This window comes from Halomonas sp. 3F2F, from assembly GCF_014897805.1.
Lineage (GTDB): Bacteria > Pseudomonadota > Gammaproteobacteria > Pseudomonadales > Halomonadaceae > Vreelandella.
The window spans coordinates 73810-95523 of record NZ_JABUZE010000079.1; the positions used below are offsets into that span (position 1 = coordinate 73810).

Below are 21714 nucleotides of genomic sequence, written 5' to 3' on the forward strand. Positions count from 1 at the left end.
TAGGGGGATTCGCTATGGCGAATAGCTTCACTTGCAATATCGTCAGCGCTGAAGATTCCATCTTCTCAGGTACTGTCGAGATGGTGGTAGCTGCAGGGATTATGGGTGACCTCGGCATTTTGCCGGGGCACACCCCGCTGCTGACCGAGCTTCAACCGGGCCCGGTTCGCGTGATCCACGATGGTGGCAAGGAAGAGCACTTCTTTGTCACGGGTGGCTTTATGGAAGTACAGCCCACCACTGTTACGATCCTGGCAGATGCAGCGACGCGTGCTAGTGACCTCGACGAGGCCGCTGCTGAAGAAGCGCGTCAGCAGGCGTTGAAAGCCTTTAATGAAAAGTCATCGGAGCTGGATTATACCCGTGCTGCCGCTGAACTTGCCGAAGCCGTTGCACAGCTGCGAACGATTCAGCAGCTGCGCAAAAAGGCGGGTAAAGGCTAAGACACGCGCTAGCGTGCATAAAGCGCTCCTTGAACCCGAAAGGGTTTAAGGAGCGTTTTTTTTGTCTGGTACTATGAGAAAACGCATTCAGCGTAGGGATGCTCGTCTGTAACACTTCACCTGCACAATATGCGTCTGCACAAAGGGAGATAGCGATGTCATTGAACGATGAAGCCTTGCAGGAATTAAAAACCGAACTGCTCGACGAGTTGGCCAAGGAAGCGCCTAGTAAATCAGTACTATCTTTGCGTTTGGCCGAAACCCGCTCGGCGGATATCGGTGAAGTGCTTGAGGAGATGATTGAAGACGATGAGGAGTTGCCTGCGGCACTTTGTCTGTTGGATATTCTGTCTGCCGAGCGCGCTGCTAATGTCTTGGGTTATTTACCAGGAGAAAGCCAGCTTGAGGTAGTTGGTAAGCTGTCTGATACCCAAGTGCTTAAGCTACTAGAAGAGATGGGGTCTGATGAGCGAGCGGATCTGTTTAATCTGCTTGGTGAGGACCGTCGCGAAGCGTTGTTGCGTCGTATGGCCCACCAAGAACGTGAAGATCTTAAACGCCTAGCAAGCTACGAAGAAGGCACGGCAGGCGCCATCATGACCTCTGACTATGTCGCCATAGCCAGTGGCATGACGGTGTCTCAAGCCATGATGCGGGTTCGCCAAACGGCCCCCGATGCGGAAACGGTGTATCAGCTTTATGTGCTCGACAGTAATGGCCAGTTAATAGGGACTATGTCACTGCGCCAACTGATGGTGGCTCGTCCTGGTGCGTTAGTTGACGACATTATGATTAAAGACGTTATCAGTGCACCGGTCGATGAAGAGCAAGAAGAGGTGGCGCGCATTGTGGCTCGCTATGATCTGCTGGCATTGCCTGTGTTGGATGCAGATGGCCGTATGGTAGGCATCGTCACCCACGATGACGCCATGGACGTTGCCGAGTCGGAAGCTACCGAGGATATTCATAAAGGGATGTCTATCGGCCAGTTAGAGGATGGTGTTAGCCGTGTTCCGCTGTGGAGCCTTTACCGCAAGCGTGTTACCTGGCTGGTACTGCTGGTATTTGCCAATCTTTTTTCAGGAGCTGGCATTGCCTACTTTGAGGACACGATTGCAGCCCAAGTTGCGCTGGTGTTTTTCCTGCCGTTGCTGATTGGTAGTGGAGGTAACGCGGGGGCTCAGGCAGCCACGTTGATGGTACGCGGTATGGCGACTGGCGATATTGGTGTGAAAGACTGGAGTAAGATGTTAGGCCGTGAACTGCTGGTAGCTGGCTCGCTGGGCATCACCATGGCAATTGCAGTAGCACCTATAGGGATTTTTCGTGGCGGTGAAGCAGTCGCTATCATCGTGGCATTAAGCATGGTGACCATTGTTCTGTTTGGTAGCATGATCGGCATGTGCCTACCGTTTGTACTAGAGCGCTTTAAGGTCGATCCTGCTACTGCTTCAGCCCCATTGGTGACAACGTTAATTGACGCCTCTGGAGTATTGATTTACTTCACTATTGCCACCGCCATATTAACAAACGTATAGCTTGTTTTTAGGCAGCCAGTTTTAACTTAGACAGTTTTAACGCATGGCACTGCTGGCAGCGCGGGTAATAAACATAACTTCCACGTGGCCCAGCCACTCAATATCGCTGGCGAGCGCCTTTAGTTGGCTGGCTAAGCACTGGGGGGGCTGGTGTACGGAATCGCCAATAATCAGCGATACCGACACTTTATCGTCTAAATAGTGGAGTTGCAGCTCGGTTAATGTGCGCCAGACAGGATGCATATACCAGCGCTCGTTCAGTGCGGCTTCCACTTCGGGCCGCAGCGGGAGGCCGGGGAGACGGCTGGGATCTCCTTCTCCGGCATCATCTTCGGGGTCAACGTGAAAAATAACATCGGTGAGCAATGGAAACTCATGCCGTAAACGTCGACTTACTTCGTTGCCGATTTCATGGGCTTCAGACACAGTGATTTTTGGCCCGACCACCACATGTAAGTCGACCATGACCCAGCCTGCAGACTGGCGGGTGCGTAAGTCATGAACACTGTCTACCCCTGGGACGCTTTGAGCAACATTATGCATTTGTCGTTGAACGCTTTCAGGTAGCGCGGTATCCACTAGTTCTCTTGCTGACTCCCAGAGTAAATCCCAACCTACTTTGCCAACTAATAAGCCAACAATGATAGCGGCAACAGCGTCTAGCCAGCCCAAACCAAACTGTGCGCCAATTAATGCAACCAATACTACTGCGGTGGAGAGTGCATCGCTGCGGGAATGCCAGGCGTTTGCTTCCAATAGCTTAGATTTAACGCGTTTAGCAACGCGCATGGTATAGCGAAAAATCCACTCTTTACTGAACAAGGCAATGATTGTAATGACAATAGCCACCATGCCAGGGGCACTAACCTCAGTACCACTAAACAAACGATCAAGGCTAGACCAGGCGATACCACCTGCCACAAATATCAGTACGCTACCCAGCAGTAGCGTCGTTAGGGTTTCGATACGGCCATGACCGTAATGATGATCATCGTCTGGTTCCTGGCGGCCGTAGTGGATAGCTGCTAGCACAAAACCGTCGGTCACAAGATCTGAAAGTGAATGGATACCATCGGCAATCAGCGCCGCCGAGCCCACCCAAAAGCCGACCACGACTTTAACAATGCTCAACAAGCCATCCAGCCAAGCGCCAATATAAGTAACACGCTTGGCCTCTCGGCTATCTAGCTCATGCTTGGGAACCACTGGCGATTCTACGGTCTGAGTCATGAGGGACCTTGCTGGGGCACATACTTCCAATAGATGTCTATTGTAGCGCACAGTGCCTTAGCGCTATACCTTCTTGTGAATTTGCTCGTATGCTGAATGCGGACAATGAATTAAGGGATGTGTATCCTTAGCGCCATTGCGAGCGCATGAATGTCACAAAGCACATAAATATCATTAATAGTTAAGCACAGGATAACCCATGGATTGGTTACAGGTAGTTGTGTTAGCGGTAGTTCAGGGGCTCACCGAGTTTTTACCTATATCGAGTTCAGCCCACCTTATATTGGTACCTGTTTTGACTGCCTGGGAAGATCAGGGCCTTGCCTTCGATGTGGCGCTGCATCTTGGCAGTTTAAGCGCTGTTGTGATCTATTTTAGGCATGAAATTGGCAGAATGATCGCTAGCAGCTTGGCCGCACTTCGCGGCCAAGCGGTTAATGATGATGCCATGTTGGCGTTTTGGGTCGTTATTGCCACGTTGCCAGTGTGTATCGTCGGTTTTTTGCTTCACGATGTGATCTCAGGTTATATGCGCTCTACGCTAATCATTGGTGCCAGTTTGATTGTTTTTGGTCTGCTACTTGGTTACGCAGACTGGAAAAAACGCGGCACGCGTAGCGAATACCAGATGACGTTAAAAGATGTGCTCATCATTGGTGGCGCTCAAGTATTGGCACTTATTCCTGGTACCTCGCGCTCAGGCATCACCATTACGGCGGCATTAATGGTGGGGATGAGCCGAGAGGGCGCAGCACGGTTTTCATTTCTACTGTCAATTCCTGTCATTGTGCTGGCAGGTGGCCTTGAGGCAATAAACTTACTGAAAGACCCTCAGCTTATCGATATACCGGCCATGCTGGTAGGTACTTTACTCTCGGGCATTAGCGCCTATGTGTGTATCCACTACTTCCTGGTTGTGATTAAAAAGCTGGGCATGCAGCCATTTGTGGTGTATCGGGTGCTGTTTGGGGCTTGGTTGCTATGGTTTTTCCACTTCTAGTTCTTTCAGCGATAGAGGTTTTCCATTGTTAACCCAGTGCGTTTTATTCAAGGAAAAATAAAATGAAGATTAATTCTCGGTGGTTAAAATGTTCGGGATTATTGCTCATTGCTGCTGGGGCATTAATGGGGTGTTCAGAAAATGATCGGCCTTTAGATACCCCTGTTCGCTTTGAAGGCGGTATTTTTGGGACGTTTTATCAAGTCACCATTGCGGACCCGCTAACCCAAGGCGAGGCGAATGCACTGGAAGAAGGCTTCCTAGCGGAACTCAACGACGTTGATCAAGCGATGTCGACTTACCGCGATGACGCCGAGCTTGTGGTCTTTAATGATGCTCCCCTTAATGAATGGCAACCGCTTTCTAACGAGTTAATTGAAGTGCTTGCGATTAGCCATTCGGTATCAGAAGCAAGCAACGGCGCGTTTGATATTACCGTTGGCGATGTGGTCAATTTATGGAGTTTTGGCCCTGAGGCACGCCCGGAGGAGGTGCCTTCAGACGCGGAGCTTAGCGAACGCATGGCCACGATTGGCTATGATGCAGTTGAAATCGATACTCAGCTTATGCAGGCGCGGCGCTCGCGCGATGTATTTGCTGATTTGTCGGGTGTGGCTAAGGGGCATGGCACTGACCGCGTTGGGGCATATCTGGACCAACAGGGGATTGAAAACTATCTCGTCAATCTTGGTGGCGAATTAATTGCCCGTGGATACCGTGATTTAGAAGAGCAAAGTCCTTGGCGTGTCGGAATTGAAGTACCACATAACGGCGTACCAGAAGCACAGCATGTTATTCCTCTTGAAAATATGTCGGTTGCAACATCTGGGGATTATCGCAACTATTTTGAAGTAGATGGAGAGCGTTTTTCCCATACTATCGATCCTCGCACCGGTCGGCCGGTTAAGCATCAGTTAGCGTCCGTATCTATTTTTCACCCCTCTAATGCATGGGCCGATGCGTGGTCCACAGCTATCTCAGTCGCAGGTAGCGAAGAAGGGATGCAGATGGCAATTGAGAATAACCTCAATGTATTGATGTTAGTGAAAGAGAACGATCATTGGCGAAGCGTGGCCAGTCCCGCCTTCGTGGAATACTTCGATGAAGCGCTTATAGATGAACTGGGTATTGAAGCCTGGGAAGCTCCCGCCGCCAACCGCTAAACCGTTACAGGTGACTAAAATGCAAGACCTTGATGTCGTTATCCTTGCCGCTGGAAAAGGCACACGTATGCGCTCACAAACACCAAAAGTGCTGCATACGCTGGCAGGCAAATCTATGGTGCAACATGTGTTAGATACTGCCAATGGCCTTACGCCTACTCGCACGCATGTCGTGATTGGCCATGGTGCTGACCAACTACGCGAAGCGCTAGCAGAGAGCAATGTAACGTTTGCGGTTCAGGAAGAGCAAAAAGGTACCGGCCATGCGGTTGCCCAAGCGCAGTCTCAATTAGGTAATGGAAACGTGTTGGTTCTGTATGGTGATGTGCCTATGATCCGCCGTGAATCACTGATGGCACTTCTTAGCCAAGTTGATGAGCAGCACATGGGGCTACTGACCGTTACGTTGGAAGATCCGTCTGGTTACGGACGTATTGTTCGTAATGATGACGGTGAGGCAGTGGCCATTATTGAGCAAAAAGATGCCAGTGCCGACCAGCTAGCCATTACCGAATGCAATACCGGCATCATGGCGATGACCAGTGGTCAGCTTAAACGGTGGCTACCACAGCTGTCTGCCGAAAATGCCCAGGGCGAGTACTACTTGACTGATGTGATTGCGATGGCGGCAAATGAAGGCATCAAAGTGTGTACTGCCCAGCCAGCCAGTGCAGTAGAAGTTGAAGGCGTGAATAACCGTTCACAAATGGCTCGTTTAGAGCGCGCTTATCAACTGCAGCAAGCTGAGACGTTAATGGCCCAAGGCGTTGCATTGGCCGACCCGGAAAGAATTGATATACGCGGTAAGCTCACCTGTGGTCATGATGTGTTTATCGACGTGGGCTGCGTGTTTGAAGGTGACGTAGAGCTGGGTGAAGGGGTGCGGGTTGGACCTTACTGCGTGATTAAAAACAGCACGATTGGCGCTGAAAGCGTTATCGACAGCCATAGTGTGATCGACACAACCGTCGCTGCTGGTTTGAACCAAGTTGGCCCCTTTGCACGGCTACGCCCTGGCACACGCCTAGCAGTCAAAGCCAAGGTAGGAAACTTTGTTGAAACCAAGAATGCTGATGTTGGTGAAGGAAGTAAAATCAATCACTTAAGCTATGTTGGTGATGCCCATTTAGGTCGTGATGTGAATGTTGGTGCAGGCACCATTACGTGTAATTATGACGGTGTAAATAAACATCGCACCGACATTGGTGATAACGCCTTTATAGGTTCTAACAGCGCCTTAGTGGCACCAGTGACGGTGGGTAAAGGAGCGACTATTGGTGCGGGCTCAACCATTTGCAAAGATGTAGCGGAGCATGCGTTGGCGGTTACTCGCAGCAAGCAACTAGAAAAAGCGGGGTGGCCGCGCCCCGTTAAAAAAAGCTAACTAGGTTATTTTCTAACTGAATTGTGAGCTTCTAACAGTGCTTTACAAGATGCGGCTATTTGCCGCATCTTTACCTTGATCGCTGCGTTGCAGCACGTAATTAGTGTGCTTATCATCGTGGCGGTCTTTCTTAACCCTGCCAGGATCACTTTACTATGAAACCACCTAACGTCCTTGCAATGCGGCAGTCTACTTGCCGGTTTGCTTGGTTGTTGATCGCGCTATGTTTGTTTGCTTTTCCCACCCTCTCCTATGCCTCTTCTGGTTCTTTAGATCTTACCGCTTCGTTTGCAGGTATTGCCTCTGTTGTCATCTTCGTTCTTGCCTATGCCTTGGTAATGAGCGAAGAATTGATTCATATGCGCAAATCTAAACCAGTCCTGGTAGCCGCTGGGCTTATCTGGGCCCTGGTGGCGTGGGTCTATGTACAAGCGGGCATGCCTCATGAAGCGGAAGCTGCTTTTAAAGAAACGCTGCTTGAGTACACCGAGTTATTACTGTTCTTACTGGTAGCGATGACCTATATCAACGCCATGGAAGAGCGCCGTATCTTTGATGCCCTGCGGGCATGGCTTGTTCGCAAAGGCTTTAGTTACCGTAGCCTGTTTTGGATTACGGGCTGTCTTGCCTTTGGTATTTCTGCCATTGCCAACAACATGACCACGGCTATGTTGATGTGCGCGGTTGTGTTGAAGGTGGCCGAAGGTGATAAAAAGTTTATTAGTCTGTGCTGTGTCAACGTAGTGGTAGCATCAAACGCAGGCGGCGCGTTCAGCCCGTTTGGTGATATCACCACGTTGATGGTGTGGCAGGCGGGTCAGGTACCGTTTGGTGGTTTCTTTGCACTATTGATGCCTGCCATCGTCAACTTTATGGTGCCTGCGGTGATCATGAATTTCTTCATCGTTAATCGCCAGCCTGCATCGCTCAAAGAGAATGTCTGGCTCAAACGTGGTGCGCGGCGAATTATCGTACTGTTTTTGATTACTGTGGCGATCTCAGTGCTGTGTCACTCGGTGCTTTATTTGCCCCCGGCGATGGGCATGATGTTTGGCCTTGGCCTACTGCAATTCTTTGGTTACTACTTACGCCGCAGCCTGCCACGCTCCCTGGAGCGCAAGCGTGAGCGTTACTCACGTCGCGGCGACTGGAAGAAGCTGGAGCAACTGGGAAGTGTCGTTCCTTTTGATATCTTCAGCCGTATTGCCCGCTCAGAGTGGGACACGTTGTTATTCTTCTATGGGGTCGTAATGTGTGTTGGCGGCCTGGGTTTCATGGGCTATTTAAGTCTATTGTCAGAAACCCTTTACGGTAGCTGGAACCCGGTGTGGGCCAACGTGGTGTTGGGGATGATTTCAGCGGTCGTTGATAACATCCCAGTGATGTTTGCGGTACTTTCCATGGCACCGGATATGTCGGAAGGTAATTGGCTGCTGATTACCTTAACCGCCGGTGTGGGCGGCAGTCTGCTTTCGATGGGGTCGGCTGCGGGTGTGGCGTTAATGGGCCAAGCACGGGGTATTTATACCTTTATGGGGCACATACGCTGGGCACCCGCTATTTTGCTGGGCTATGCCGCCAGTATTATGGTTCATCTATGGGTTAATGCAGCGCTGTTTTAAATTAGCGGCTAATTCAGATAGGTAAAACAAACGCCCCTTATCAGTTGATAAGGGGCGTTTTGGTAAAGGCTAGCGGTAGACTTGGCCAGTTTGTCTTCGAGACTATAAATCGTGCCCGGTAATGACTTTGCAAATATCGGCAAAGCTACTGGCCGTTGGCACTGCTGAAGAGGTGACCTGCATCGCGGTTTTATTGCCCATGGCGTGTTGTATATCGGTGGCAGAGATAATACCGCGTACGCTTAATGGTTGATTTTGTTTATGCTCAGTAATCAACAAGTGCTGTTCTGTAAAACGCTCCATGGAAAGCACAAGGTCTTCAATCGTTAATGAGTTAAGTTGCTCAAAGGGCATCGCACTAAGTTTTTGCCAGGGCGTCATAATCATATCGGCTGTAATTTCCGTACGATCAAGGTTTCTCTGCTGCATCGCCAAGTTAATGCGCCGTGTTCCAATGACTTCTTTGGCGGTGAGCACGCCAATGCAGTGGTTTGCTTTGTCGAGAACAAACAATAGGCGAACACCGCCATGGCGCATTTTTAAATGGGCATCGTCGATGGGCGTATCAGCGGACACTGACTGAGGCGTGACTTGAGTAAAATCTGTTAGCACTGATAACGCAGGGCTTTCAGGTGTTAACTGTTTTGCTGTTGGCGTAATAAGCAGTGGCGTTTCACCAAACTGGATCAGTGGTTTGGGGGAGTGGACGAGCATATTCATTCAGGGAATCTCCGTTATGTGAATAGATAGGTCGTTAATGGCATTGCCTATCTTGTACTTTCACACTTGCACGGAATTCTTATGGGAATCTTAACAGCTCTCTTATGGCCGATTATTTTTTGGCTGACGCTGTGTTAGGGCGTGCCTGCCCAAGGTTACTCGCACGCGAAGCCCGCCGCTAGGGGCATGATCGAGCTGTAAGACGCCTTGATGGCGTTTGACCAAGCGCTCGACAATCGATAGCCCCAATCCCGCACCAGCACTAGTCCCTGCACGTTGGAAGCGCTCCATCACCCGGCTGCGTTGCGCTGTAGGGATACCGGGTCCTTGATCATCAACAGTGACGATAACGTCTGCCGCCGATGCCTCAAGCGTGACCGTGATAGCACCTTGCACAGGCGAGTGTTGAATGGCGTTACCCACCAGATTTTGTACCAGTGTTTCGATAGCGCCGGGTTCTTCTTCTATTGCCCAGTTAGCTGAGTCATCCGCATCCAGTAACAGCTGTTGATGTCGCTCTGCGGCTAGCGGAGAGAGCTTTGCCAACGTTTCGCGCGTTTCATGTAAGACATCGGAACAGCGATACTCGGGTAACGGTTCTTCTTCGGGGTCTAGGCGTGCCAGGGTTAATAGCTGAGAGACTAGCCGCGTTGAACGGGCTACGCCGCTGCGTAAGTGGTGCAGGGCTTCCTCTCGGTCATCGGCGTTATCAGCAGTGAGCGCATTTTGCGCATGCAAATCAAGTACTGCCAAGGGGGTGCGTAGCTCGTGGGCCGCATCGGCAATAAAGCGCTTTTCGCGAATACGCAGTTGGCGTAGCCGTTCCAACAGCCGGTTTATGGCGCCAGAAATGGTCTCCAGCTCTAGGGGAAGAGGATGAAGTGTCAGCGGTTTTAGGTGGTGGGGATCGCGGGTGCGGATTTGCTCTGCCATTCGCGATAAAGGAGCGAGCCCCCAGCCGATCGACCACCAGAGTAATAGTGTCAGTAACGGTAGGCCAATAAGATCAGGTAATAAGGTGCGTAGTGCCACTGCACTGATCAGTTCACCACGCGCGTCCTCGCGCTCGCCCACCACCACGCGTTTGTCTGTGCCAGTAATTTCCAGGACGTAAATGCGCCAGTCATGCTGATTCACCGACAGCGTTGAATAACCCGGTGGTTGCTGGGTAAGCGGCGTGTCGGGGGCGCTGGCGGAACGCAGCAAAAGGCGGTCGCCTTCCCAAAGCTGAAACGCCAGCTTGGTTTCATAGCGATGGCCTGCAAAACGGTTATCGGATTGCTCGGCACGTAGCAGCGCGCCTTCCACGCTATTTAATAAAAGCGTACGGTCGCTATCAGGCAGTGGTGCCTGTAGAAGCCCTTCTAGCAAACGGGCATTTTGTGCCAGGCTGGCATCATGAAGTTCTTCAATCTCATGGGCAGCATAGCGATAGCTAATAAAGCCAATCACTAGCATGCTCGCGCCAAACACAAGCAGCGCAAGCCCCAAGGTGCGCTGACGAATAGAGTTCATAGGCTTGCCTGGTGCCATTTAATCATCACGATTTATCCATGACATAGCCGATCCCTCTCACAGTGCGGATGACCTCAGGAAACAGCTTTCGCCGTAAATGGTGGATATGCACTTCGATAGCGTTGCTTTCGACATCCTCCTCCCAACCGTAGACTAATCGCGTTAAGGTATCGCGGGTGAACACACGGCCTGGGTGGCTCATAAACTCCTGCAGTAGCGTTAGCTCACGGCGCGAAAGTGTGATCACTTGATGTTGATAACTCACCTGTAAGGTCTGCGGATCCAAACTAATCCCACGACAGCTGAGCAAGCCGCTGGCTTGTCCTTGGCTACGGCGCAACAAAGCACGCAGACGCGCTTTTAATTCTGCTACTTCGAAAGGTTTAGTGAGGTAGTCGTCGGCACCCGCATCCAATCCTTCAATACGGTTATCCATCGCATCGCGGGCGGTCAGAACCAAAATTGGCAGTTGGCTGCCATGCTGCCGAATAGCGCGCAGCACTTCCATTCCATCAATCGTCGGTAAACCAAGGTCTAGGATGACCGCATCAAAGGGTTCATTTTTAAGCGCATGAAGCGCGTTATTGCCATCGGCTAAATGATCTACCGTATAGTGCTCAGGTTTCAGCGCCATACGAATCCCCAACGCCAAACTAGGGTCGTCCTCAACCAGTAAAATGCGCATATCGATGGATGACTCCTTTCATTCACGGCGGGCTACTCAGGAACGTAACATGACACGTCATTCTTCTTTCGGCCACCGCTCCTTAGCCTGCGCAGTAATGCAGTGCCCACCTGAACAACGGCGTGAAGCATTACTGCATTTAGCTGCGGTGCATGATCCTACGCAGCAGCCTGCATTACAGCATGCCTTATCAACGATAAAAGCTGGCTGTGACGCTGTTTGGCAGGGCCTTTGGATAGCCACCCAAGCGGGCCATATCGAAGCCGCCGCCTGGGTACAGCCATTGGCTAATCAAACGGCTCAGCTTTGGCTGCCCAGGCAACCTAATTCGGCAACTGATGCGCTGTTGAAAGCCTTGCAGGGCTGGGTAAACGAGCAGCCGATAGCGCTATGTCATGTGGTGTTATCTGACGATGTGACCCACTGGGAAACGCCACTAGTCGCCCACAACATGCGGGTACTTGCCACCCTGGAGCACCTTATGTGGCCGTGCCAAACCGTTCAATCGCTCGCTAACCTGCTAACGCTAAGCCCCTTTGCTGAATTGTCTCCCGCACAACAGCGGGCGCTGGTAGCGAACGTTAGTGAAGGCTCGTTAGACTGCCCAGGGCTTCGCGAAGCGCTCACCATTGACACCTTGCTTGCTGGATTTTATGACCAAGCGCCGCAGGCACCAGAGCACTGGTATCAAGTGCGGCATCAAGGGAAAACCGTCGGCGTGCTATTACTTGCGCCTAACCATACGACCCAGCGCTGGTCATTGCAGTTGATGGGGCTGTTGCCTGAGTGGCGCGGCGGGGGAATGGGCAAGGCAATTATTCAACAAGCGCAGGCGTTGGCTAGCAAGGCGGGAGCCAGTGACATCACGCTCACCGTTGATGCGCAGAATATCCCCGCAAAGCGTGTATATGCTCAGGCAGGGTTTACGCGTTATGCTCAGCAGCGTTTACTGGCTTGGTGTTAACTAGGTGATCGTTGGCACCTTTTTTAAACTGCTGAATAAAGCACAGAGTACGGCATAGGTTGAATTGCCGCGCTTAGTAGCATTTTCTTACGCTTAGCGTTCTCGGTATACTAATGCGATATGCACGTCTTGGCGTCTCGGTTGCCGCAGGTTGATGATGTCGCTGCCGCGCGCAGGGGTTAAGCACAAAACGTTTTATGACAAAACTCAAGAGGTGGTGAGAGTGAAATCTAAGCTGATCATGAGCGGGCTGGCGGCCCTAGGCGTCATGGCAGGCACATCCGGTGCTTATGCCCAAGACGCAGCACGTGACGCAATCGCTGAGCGCCTAGCGCCGGTAGGTCAACTTTGCTTGCAAGGCCAAGACTGTGGTACCGCAGCAGCACCGGCCGCCGCTAGTGGCGGTGGTGAGATCGATGGCGAAGGTATTTACAACAATATCTGTATGGCGTGCCACGAAACCGGCGCTGCTGGCGCTCCGGTGCGTGCTGATGAAGCCGCATGGGCTGAACGTACTGAGCAAGGCTTTGCCACGTTATTAGAGCATGCCATCAACGGTATTGGTGCAATGCCTGCTCGTGGCGGCAACCCCAACCTTTCCGACGAAGAGATGGAAGCGGCGGTGGCTTACATGGTTGAGCCTGTCATGGAAGTTCCCGAGCTAGGGGGCGGTGAAGAAGAAGCGGCTGCTGAAGTGACTGAAGAGGGCGCCAGCGACGACACGGCTGTGACAGAGGATGCCGGTGAAGAGACAACTGACGCTGCAGCTAGTGAAGAAGAAGCAGTTGCCAGTGAAGACGAAGCTTCAAGTGGTGGAAGCGGTTTAGATGGTGAAGCGCTTTACGCCAGTGCTGGCTGTGTGGCTTGCCATGCTGCCGGTGTCGCTGGTGCGCCCAAGCTAGGCGATGCCGAAGCGTGGGGCCCGCGTATCGAGCAGGGTACCGATGCGCTCTACCAAAGCGTATTTAACGGCAAAGGCGTGATGCCACCACGCGGTGGTAGCAGTGCCTCTGACGAAGAGATCATGGCCGTTGTCGATTACATGGTGTCTCAGGCACAGTAATTATTGCCGTTGCTGAATGATGTATCCACAGGCGGGTTGCTAAAACCCCCTGTGGATATTTTTTTGCTTATGATTTGTTTCTTCAGCCTAACAGTGAGCGAATGCCTGCCAAGGCATCTTTGCCACGCGCCTGCTTTTTCTCGGGATCTTCTTTATCGGCGCGTCCCTCCCACTCCAAATCATCAGCAGGCAGTTCGTCTAAAAAGCGGCTGGGCTGGCAGTCCATCAGCTCACCATACGCTTTACGCTGGCGGGCTAGCGTGAGTGTTAGCGTGCGTCTTGCCCGGGTGATGCCGACATAAGCCAAGCGGCGCTCTTCTTCTACCGTCTCCATTTCAATAGCGTTACGGTGGGGCAGCAAGTCTTCCTCTAAGCCCATCAAATACACATGGGGAAACTCCAGCCCTTTCGAGGCATGCATAGTGAGTAGTTGCACACGATCGGAGTCGTCTTCTTCGGCCTGTTGCTCAAGAATATCCCGAAGCACTAAACGCGAAATAGCAGCTTCGACGCCATCGGTTTCCGTCGCCGTGGAATCATCAGCATCTTCGGGGTCGCGGTTTAGTGACTTTTCTAGCTGATCAATCAAAATCCATACGTTGGCCATGCGCCGTTCAGCGACGGTCGGGGCGCTGGCGTTTTGGTACAGCCAGGCTTCGTAATCCATATCGCGCAACATGTCGCGAATGGCCGCGATGGCATCGTCTTGATCCATGCGTTTGCGCACACCATCAATAAAGTGCGTAAAGCGTGAAAGCCGCTCCACGGCCCGAGTCGGCAGCGTTTGCTCTAATCCCAGCTCATGGCAGGCAGCAAACAGCGAAATAGAGCGTTCTGTTGCATAGTTGGCCAGCTTTTCTAGCGTGCCGGGGCCGATTTCACGGCGGGGAACATTCACAATGCGTAAAAAGGCATTGTCATCGGCGGGGTTAATTAACAGCCGCAGATAGGCCATGGTGTCCTTGATCTCGTTGCGAGAGAAAAACGACGTACCACCGGAAAGCTTGTAGGGAATTTGGTAATGCTGCAGCTTGAGCTCTAATAAACGTGCCTGAAAATTACCCCGATAGAGCACCGCAAAATCTCGCCATTCCGCCTTCTCTTTGATGCGCCGAGTCAGCATTTCGCTGGCTACCCGCTCGGACTCCGCCTCTTCATGGCGGTTGACGATAACCCGGATAGGCGCGCCATCGCCCATATCCGACCACAAGGTTTTATCGTAAACGTGCGGGTTATTGGCAATTAACGTGTTGGCCGCGCGCAAAATAGTGCCGGTCGAGCGGTAATTCTGCTCCAGCTTAACCACTTTCAGGCGTGGGAAGTCTTCGCCAAGGGTCACTAGGTTTTCAGGCCGTGCGCCGCGCCACGCGTAGATCGACTGGTCGTCATCGCCGACCACGGTAAAGGTCGCCCGCTCGGCCATCAGCAGTTTCACCAACAGGTACTGGGAAACGTTAGTGTCCTGATACTCATCCACTAGCATGTAGTGGATTTTGTTCCGCCAGCGGGCCAGTGCCTCTGGGTCGCGTTGCAGGAGCACCACCGGCAGCAGAATCAGATCGTCGAAATCCACCGCGTTATAGGCTTTCAAGTGGCGTACATAAGCTTCATAAACCCGTGCGGCAAAGTGCTCGTCATCATCCGCGGCAAACGAAAGCGCGTCACTGGGCAGCACTAAATCATTCTTCCACGTGGATATTTTGGCTTGCACAGCGTTGATCTGCTCGGCGTCTACCTGAGCGTCTTTGTTCATCAAATCGCGCAGCAGTGCTTTGGCATCTTCCGGGTCGAACAACGAAAAGCCCGGCTTGTAGCCCAGCGTTTTCAGCTCGCCGCGGATAATATTCAGGCCCAGATTGTGAAACGTCGATACCGTTAGCCCGTGGCCCTCTTTGCCCTTCAGCATTTGCCCAACGCGCTCTTTCATCTCCCTAGCGGCTTTATTGGTAAAGGTAACCGCCGCTATTTTGCGCGCGCTCATGCCGCACTCTTGCACCAGATAGGCAATTTTGGTGGTAATAACGCTGGTTTTACCAGACCCGGCGCCCGCCAAGACCAAACAGGGGCCATCGATATAGCGCACCGCTTCCTGCTGGCGCGGGTTTAGCCCTTTGATGCGGCTAAGAATGCTCTTTGGCGGTTGGGGCGTCATGGTTAAGGGTGACCTCTACAAGTGTTTCTTGGCAAATTCCATTACAATCAGCGGCGCTGGGCGAACGCACAATGAGTTAATAATAGGCAGGTGGTAATGTTTGAAGTAGCGCTATTTGAACCGCGTATGGCACCCAACACGGGTAACATTATGCGCCTGGTGGCTAACAATGGCTGCCGATTACATTTAATTGAACCGCTGGGCTTTGATCTCGAAGAGAAAAAGCTGCGGCGCGCCGGGCTGGATTACCGCGATCTCAACAATGTTACCCGCCATGCCGATTTTACGGCGTTTCAAGCGGCGATGCAGGGGCGCACACTATGGGCGATTACTACCAAAGGCACCCGTGCTCACAGTGACGCGACCTTCGCCCCGGGTGACGTATTGCTGTTCGGTTCAGAAACCGCAGGGCTTTCACCCCAGGTGCACGCTGCGCTGCCTGAAGAACAGAAGCTGCGCATCCCCATGCAGCCCAATAACCGTAGTTTGAACCTTTCCAATGCGGTGGCCATCGTCAGCTATGAGGCGTGGCGCCAGCAAGGCTATGCTGGCGCATTAGGCAGTGAGCGATAGATGCAGCGACTAGCCCGTGATGCCGTAGCGGTCGCGATAAGCGCGCACGGCCTCGGCGTAAGCCAGCATTTCGCCTCCAGCATGCTCTTCAAGGTAAGTAAGCACTTGCTCTAAGGTGACAATACTGACAACCGGCATACCGTACTGAGCCTGGACTTCCTGGATAGCGCTTTGCTCACCCTGGCCGCGCTCTTGGCGGTCTAGCGCGATAATAACGCCGCCCGCGCGGGCACCGCTTTGCTCAATCAGGCTCATCACTTCACGGATAGCCGTACCGGCCGTAATGACGTCATCAATGATCAAAATATCGCCGGCCAGTGGCGCGCCGACAATATTGCCGCCTTCGCCATGGGTTTTGGCTTCTTTACGATTAAACGCGTAGGGCATATCGCGGTCGTGATGGTCGGCTAAGGCCGCAGCGGTGACCGCTGCCAAGGGAATGCCTTTATAGGCTGGGCCAAACAGCACATCCGCCTGCAGGCCGCTATCGACAATCGCTTGAGCGTAAAATCGGCCTAGCTTGGCCAAGGCACGGCCGGTTTGAAACAGGCCGGCATTAAAAAAGTAAGGGCTTACTCGCCCCGACTTTAGCGTGAACTCGCCAAACTTGAGCACGCCCTGCTCAATAGCGAAGGCAATGAAATCGCGCTGATAGGGTTGTAGAGTGGTGGCCACGGTGGTCTTCTCTTGTCGATAGGAATGTAAGTAATAGGAATCTAAGTAAACGCAACAATAAAACGGGGTTAAATAGCAAGATTTGGTTTGTCTATTTACCCAAACGTCTAAACGTCGGGTATCATACAGCAGCGACGCAAAAGGGACGATTTATGAAAATTGCCAGCATCAATGTCAATGGTATACGTGATGCCGTCGACCGTGGCTTCCTGGACTGGCTGGCTCAGCAGGATGCCGACGTGATCTGCGTGCAGAACATCAAGGCAAAAAGCTTTGAACTGGACGACTATATTCTCTATCCGGAAGGCTACGAAGGCTACTTTCTGGATGCGGAAGAAGATGGTTTCTCCGGTGTGGCACTTTATTGCCGCAAAATTCCCAAGGCGATTATGTACGGTCTTGGGTTCCCTCAGTGCGATCACGAAGGGCGCTTTCTGCAGGCGGATTATGACCGCTTCAGCATCGCTACCTTCTTGATGCCTGATGGAAGTGATCAAAAAGCCAAACAGGCGTTTATGGAGCAGTATCAAGAGTACCTGACGAAGATGTCGCGCAAACGCCGCGAATACATCATCTGCGGTACCTGGCACGTTGCCCATAAAACCATTGATTTGGCCAACTGGTCGGACAATCAGCTTACCTCTGGTTTCCGCCCTGAAGAGCGTGCCTGGATGGATCAGGTACTTGGCCCAACCGGCTTTATCGACACCTTCCGCGAAATTAATCGCGACGCAGGTGAATATACCTGGTGGCCAAAGCTCGACCAAGACGTGCCCCGTGAGCGCCAAGAAGGCTGGCGGATCGACTATCAGCTGGTCGGCCCCAACTTCCGTCGCCATGTGGTCGACGCGTGGATTGATTACGATGCGACCTTCTCCGAGTTCGCACCGCTGATCGTTGAGTATGACTTAGCGCTGTAAGCGCTCACTTTCCCGCGTCGCGTTACCCGTCTCAGCAACAGGCCAGCTTAAAAGCTGGCCTGTTTGCGTAAGCTATTCGCCAAGTAACGCCTTAGCCGCGAATACCCAGTGCTTCGCGCTGTTTTTCGCGTAGCTCAGAGCCCGCTTTCTCAGCGAGATCAAGCATCGCATTCAGCTCGGCACGGTTAAACGCGCCCGATTCTGCAGTCCCCTGGACTTCAATCAGCTCGCCGCTTTCAGTCATCACTACGTTCAGATCGGTGTCAGCTTTGCTATCTTCCGGGTAGTCCAGATCTAGTACCGGCACGCCTTTATAAATACCCACCGAAATCGCGCTAACCAGCTGTTTAAAGGGGTCACCTTTGATTTTCTTCTCGCGCTGTAGGTAGCGAATGGCATCCACCAGCGCCACACAGCCACCAGTAATCGACGCGGTACGAGTGCCTCCGTCGGCCTGGATCACATCGCAATCCACGGTAATGGTGAATTCACCCAACTTCTTCAAGTTCACTGACGCGCGCAGGCTACGGCCTATCAAGCGCTGAATTTCCAGCGTCCGGCCACCTTGCTTGCCACGCGTTGCTTCACGGCCACTGCGGGTGTGCGTGGCACGGGGCAACATGCCGTACTCAGCGGTAATCCAACCCTGATTTTTGCCACGCAGCCAGCGTGGTACGCCCGCTTCTACGCTCGCATTACACAGCACCTTGGTATCGCCAAACTCGACCAGTACCGAACCTTCTGCATGGCGGGTGTAATCGCGGGTTATGCGAATCTCACGGAGCTGGTCGGCTTCACGACCGCTAGGGCGAACAACATCAGGACGCATAGCACCTCACATCAATTTAACAGTGGGAAAGCCCTCTATTGTACACGTCAACGCCGCCACTGATGGGCCTATTCAAGGCAGACGTATCTACCAGCACAAGATCGGTTAGACTGACCTAAATGCGCGATGAACAGGAAACTTTAATGGCCAACCCACGCCACGTACACAGCATGACCGCCTTTGCCCGCACCGAGCAGGCCGCCCCGTTTGGCACCCTGCAGGTGGAAATTCGTTCGGTGAATCAGCGCTATCTGGAACCGCACTTTCGCCTGCCCGACGCTCTACGCGAGCTGGAGCCGGTGCTGCGCGACGCCTTACGCACACGCCTAGCGCGAGGCAAAGTAGAGTGCAGTCTGCGTTTTGAAGCCGCCGAAGCCAACCAAGCCCCTGCGGTTAACGCCCAGCGCTTAAAAGAAATAGCCGATGCCCTGGCCGCCATTCAGCAACAGGTACCCAGTGCTGTGCCGCCCACCACGCTGGCGTTGCTTAACCACCCCGGCGTTATGGAAACCCAGCACCTCGATCAAGACGCCATTAAAGCCGCCGCCAAAACCCTGTTTGACCAAGCGTTAGACGAGTTGATCGACGCCCGCGCCCGGGAAGGCGAAAAACTCGCTGAGATGATCACCACTCGCCTAACGGCTGTCAGTGAACAAGTCGCCACTGTGCGCAGCTTGTTGCCGCAAATTTTAGAGCGCCAGCGCGCCCAACTACTGGAACGCTTAGAAGTCGCCAAAACCGAACTCGACCCGCAACGCCTGGAAGCCGAGCTGGTACTGGTGGCACAAAAAGCCGACGTGGATGAAGAGCTAGACCGCCTCACCGCGCATATAGCAGAAGTGAGCCACCAGCTCGCCCAAAAAGGCCCCAAAGGCCGCCGCCTGGACTTCCTAATGCAGGAACTCAACCGCGAAGCTAATACGCTGTCGTCAAAATCCGTGGTGGCTGAGACAACCCGCTGCGCGGTGGAGCTGAAAGTGCTGATTGAGCAGATGCGGGAGCAGATTCAGAATATTGAGTGATGGTGTAGTGTTTATCTCATGTTTGATGGAAGTATCAGCTATGGGGGAGAGTCTCTATCGAGTGGTTAACAGGAAAATATAGGTCTATAATCCGCTTTGCCGGATCGTTGTCCTGCCCAGGAGTCGCTCGTGAATCAAGCAGAACTGAACAAAGAAGAGCTGTGCCGCTTTATTTGCCAGGAGTTACCTAGTCACCGCTTACAACAAATGCTCGAAAGCATAGAGGCGGCTTTTCAGAAGAGCGATAGCCATCTCAAAGAGACTTATAAGCATGTGCCACTGGCAGGGCCAGGACCTCAGTCTCATCATTTTACGGTTCAGGAAGCTCTGTTGAGCCTGCCAAAAGATGAAAAATTCGAAGCGAGTAACCAAGCGACTAAGCCTGCGGGCGGCTATTACGCACTTATTCGTGCCGGTACCATGCAAATCACTACTAGTGTTATTACGGTGGGTAGGACACCCCCTATTCGAGATGCTAAATTCCGGCGCGATCTTAGCAGGGAAAACGAAAGGCTGGAGAAACAACATCCTGATCTTTTTAAGGCATCCGCTTCACCTTTAGGGCCCAGCCAAGAAGCTCTTCATGCTTTATTGCTGCCACACACAACAAAATGGTCAGAAAGTGATCACAGTAGCCCAATCTGTGTGACTCTAGCGGTGCCCTACAGTGATCCAAGTGCAGGGTTTCATTTGTATATGGATGTAGGCCAGTTGTGGCAGTACTACAATGAAGTAGGTGATGAGATAGTGGATATTGCCTATCCGACCCTGCGTGATAGGATGCGTCGCGCAGAGAACCGGGATCAAAACGAAGGTGGAAACGAGTGATATGAGAACAGGGGTTGATGGCTTTCAAGGCCAGCGGTTGAGCCAACTGCGTATGGCTCAAAATTTGACCCTCGCGGAACTGGGAGAGCAGGTAGGTCGTTCTTCCAGTACGATTTCGGCCTGGGAAAAAGGCACCCAGCTACCTGAGGCCGAGTCATTTGCTCGTCTTTGCCATGTGTTTCAAGTCTCTCGCATGTGGTTTTTGAAGCCTGTTCCTCCTGTTGTTCAGGAAAGCCAGCGACCTTACTTTTTTCGTTCACAAGCCTCTGTTCACAAGCAGGCACGTGAAAGATCACAGCTATATTTGGTGTGGCTGCAAGAAATCTCTGACTTCTTCCAGGATACAATGGAGTGGCCAGAAGTAAATGTGCCGATGCTGGACGCGGACGATTGCCGATTGATCAGCGATGAAGAAATAGAGGACATTGCCAGAGAGTGCCGTGAGGCTTGGAAGTTAGGTTCTGCCCCAATCCCAAACGTGATTCAAGTAATGGAAAATGCGGGGATTATTTGTACTCGCGCCACCCTGGGGCACGTCAAAATGGACGGTGTTTCCCATGTCTCTGTTTTGGATGGTCGCCCCTACGTGTTGATCGCTGAAGACAAAGCGAATGCAATTCGTAACCGCTTTGATGCAGCGCATGAGTTAGGGCACGTCGTACTGCACTCCAAAATACCCGCTGCGCAATACGCTAAAAAAGAGTTGTATGACCTGTTAGAAGGGCAGGCACACCGCTTTGCCAGTGCTTTTTTAATGCCGCCTGAGAGCTTTGCGCAAGAGGTCGTATGGCCAACGCTGGATAACCTGCTTTCGCTCAAGTCGCGCTGGAAAGTCTCGGTCGCGTCGATGATCGTTCGCTGCCGAGACTTATCGCTGTTGACGGATCAGTTAGAGCTAAGGCTGTGGAAAGGGCGCTCGGCGCGTAAATGGACGAAGGGCGAACCAGGTGATGATGCTCTGGCTTTCGAGCAACCCAAGCTGATGATGCGAGGCGCTCACCTTCTGGTAGATAACGGCATCTTTGAACGAACTGAACTGGTTCACCAGATTGGCCTGCCGCCAGAGACGATTGAGATGCTGTGTAACTTACGCCCAGGTTACCTAAGTGTTCAGCCTGACGCTGCAGACAACGTGGTGCCTCTCAAGCTCAAGCGTGATACGGCAAGGTCTGATCGAGCTCGGCGGGCAGAGGTTTTGCCGTTCCAAAAATAGAGATGGGTGTTTGTAATCTATGGCTCAATTCTGTCGCTATGGCTCTATCGGATGAAGTTGGGCTGTTGTTATAGAGCTAATCGAACGCGTGCAGAATGAAATTCAAAATATTGAGTAATCACGGTAAAAATTGACTTTAGTGTACAGAGTATCCAAAATATCCAACAAGTGGACT

20 protein-coding genes are annotated in these 21714 nt (G+C 52.3%); 13 read left to right on the forward strand and 7 right to left on the reverse strand.

Going from position 1 to position 21714, the window contains the following annotated elements; genetic code table 11:
- Positions 1-14 precede the first annotated feature (14 nt).
- Positions 15-443, forward strand: coding sequence for a F0F1 ATP synthase subunit epsilon (locus INT21_RS09865; RefSeq protein ID WP_089040146.1), 429 nt, complete (start codon positions 15-17; stop codon positions 441-443).
- A 155-nt stretch (positions 444-598) separates the two neighbouring features.
- Positions 599-1981: a magnesium transporter gene (gene mgtE, locus INT21_RS09870; RefSeq protein WP_193085113.1), complete on the forward strand. Its 1383-nt coding sequence runs from the start codon at positions 599-601 to the stop codon at positions 1979-1981.
- Between the two features lie 36 nt (positions 1982-2017).
- Here the strand turns inward: mgtE and INT21_RS09875 are convergent, their stop codons facing one another.
- Complete coding sequence (locus INT21_RS09875) at positions 2018-3211, reverse strand: cation diffusion facilitator family transporter (protein WP_038479836.1); 1194 nt, start codon at positions 3209-3211, stop codon at positions 2018-2020.
- Between the two features lie 199 nt (positions 3212-3410).
- On the opposite strand from INT21_RS09875, the gene INT21_RS09880 reads away from it, so the two are divergent.
- From INT21_RS09880 to nhaD, 4 genes are all read left to right on the forward strand, one after another.
- A complete protein-coding gene (locus tag INT21_RS09880) occupies positions 3411-4211 on the forward strand; it encodes an undecaprenyl-diphosphate phosphatase (RefSeq protein WP_038479832.1) in 801 nt (266 codons plus the stop codon).
- 62 nt (positions 4212-4273) lie between these two features.
- On the forward strand, positions 4274-5374 hold the full coding sequence (locus INT21_RS09885) for an FAD:protein FMN transferase (protein WP_193085114.1): 1101 nt from the start codon (positions 4274-4276) through the stop codon (positions 5372-5374).
- A gap of 19 nt (positions 5375-5393) precedes the next feature.
- A complete protein-coding gene (gene glmU, locus INT21_RS09890; RefSeq protein ID WP_193085115.1) occupies positions 5394-6758 on the forward strand; it encodes a bifunctional UDP-N-acetylglucosamine diphosphorylase/glucosamine-1-phosphate N-acetyltransferase GlmU in 1365 nt (454 codons plus the stop codon).
- Between the two features lie 155 nt (positions 6759-6913).
- Positions 6914-8380: a sodium:proton antiporter NhaD gene (gene nhaD, locus INT21_RS09895; protein ID WP_089040152.1), complete on the forward strand. Its 1467-nt coding sequence runs from the start codon at positions 6914-6916 to the stop codon at positions 8378-8380.
- A 102-nt stretch (positions 8381-8482) separates the two neighbouring features.
- On the opposite strand, the gene INT21_RS09900 is transcribed toward nhaD, so the two are convergent.
- From INT21_RS09900 to INT21_RS09910, 3 genes are all read right to left on the reverse strand, one after another.
- Complete coding sequence (locus tag INT21_RS09900; RefSeq protein WP_193067839.1) at positions 8483-9100, reverse strand: CBS domain-containing protein; 618 nt, start codon at positions 9098-9100, stop codon at positions 8483-8485.
- A gap of 102 nt (positions 9101-9202) precedes the next feature.
- A complete protein-coding gene (locus INT21_RS09905) occupies positions 9203-10615 on the reverse strand; it encodes an ATP-binding protein (RefSeq protein ID WP_193067840.1) in 1413 nt (470 codons plus the stop codon).
- A 25-nt stretch (positions 10616-10640) separates the two neighbouring features.
- Complete coding sequence (locus INT21_RS09910; RefSeq protein ID WP_089040155.1) at positions 10641-11300, reverse strand: response regulator transcription factor; 660 nt, start codon at positions 11298-11300, stop codon at positions 10641-10643.
- A 49-nt stretch (positions 11301-11349) separates the two neighbouring features.
- On the opposite strand from INT21_RS09910, the gene INT21_RS09915 reads away from it, so the two are divergent.
- Positions 11350-12264 carry a GNAT family N-acetyltransferase gene (locus INT21_RS09915; protein WP_193067841.1) on the forward strand — a complete coding sequence of 305 codons (915 nt, stop codon included), beginning with the start codon at positions 11350-11352 and terminating at the stop codon, positions 12262-12264.
- Positions 12265-12487: 223 nt separating this feature from the next.
- Positions 12488-13327 (forward strand): c-type cytochrome, encoded by an 840-nt coding sequence (locus INT21_RS09920; RefSeq protein WP_193085116.1) that lies wholly within the window; start codon positions 12488-12490, stop codon positions 13325-13327.
- 82 nt (positions 13328-13409) lie between these two features.
- Here INT21_RS09920 and rep read toward each other — a convergent pair whose 3' ends face one another.
- Positions 13410-15479: a DNA helicase Rep gene (gene rep, locus INT21_RS09925; RefSeq protein WP_038479809.1), complete on the reverse strand. Its 2070-nt coding sequence runs from the start codon at positions 15477-15479 to the stop codon at positions 13410-13412.
- Positions 15480-15575: 96 nt separating this feature from the next.
- On the opposite strand from rep, the gene INT21_RS09930 reads away from it, so the two are divergent.
- Positions 15576-16052, forward strand: coding sequence for a tRNA (cytidine(34)-2'-O)-methyltransferase (locus INT21_RS09930; RefSeq protein WP_120386011.1), 477 nt, complete (start codon positions 15576-15578; stop codon positions 16050-16052).
- A gap of 9 nt (positions 16053-16061) precedes the next feature.
- Here the strand turns inward: INT21_RS09930 and pyrE are convergent, their stop codons facing one another.
- On the reverse strand, positions 16062-16727 hold the full coding sequence (gene pyrE, locus INT21_RS09935; protein ID WP_083007769.1) for an orotate phosphoribosyltransferase: 666 nt from the start codon (positions 16725-16727) through the stop codon (positions 16062-16064).
- Between the two features lie 152 nt (positions 16728-16879).
- Between pyrE and INT21_RS09940 the strand changes: the two genes are divergently transcribed.
- Positions 16880-17647, forward strand: a complete 768-nt coding sequence (locus tag INT21_RS09940; RefSeq protein WP_089040159.1) for an exodeoxyribonuclease III — start codon at positions 16880-16882, stop codon at positions 17645-17647.
- 91 nt (positions 17648-17738) lie between these two features.
- Here the strand turns inward: INT21_RS09940 and rph are convergent, their stop codons facing one another.
- A complete protein-coding gene (rph, locus tag INT21_RS09945) occupies positions 17739-18476 on the reverse strand; it encodes a ribonuclease PH (RefSeq protein WP_193085117.1) in 738 nt (245 codons plus the stop codon).
- A 143-nt stretch (positions 18477-18619) separates the two neighbouring features.
- On the opposite strand from rph, the gene INT21_RS09950 reads away from it, so the two are divergent.
- The 3 genes from INT21_RS09950 (at position 18620) to INT21_RS09960 (ending at position 21539) form a co-directional block, all read left to right on the forward strand.
- Complete coding sequence (locus INT21_RS09950; protein WP_193085118.1) at positions 18620-19498, forward strand: YicC/YloC family endoribonuclease; 879 nt, start codon at positions 18620-18622, stop codon at positions 19496-19498.
- A gap of 129 nt (positions 19499-19627) precedes the next feature.
- Positions 19628-20326 carry a hypothetical protein gene (locus INT21_RS09955; protein ID WP_193085119.1) on the forward strand — a complete coding sequence of 233 codons (699 nt, stop codon included), beginning with the start codon at positions 19628-19630 and terminating at the stop codon, positions 20324-20326.
- 1 nt (position 20327) lies between these two features.
- Positions 20328-21539: a helix-turn-helix domain-containing protein gene (locus INT21_RS09960; protein ID WP_193085120.1), complete on the forward strand. Its 1212-nt coding sequence runs from the start codon at positions 20328-20330 to the stop codon at positions 21537-21539.
- The last annotated feature ends 175 nt before the right edge of the window (positions 21540-21714 follow it).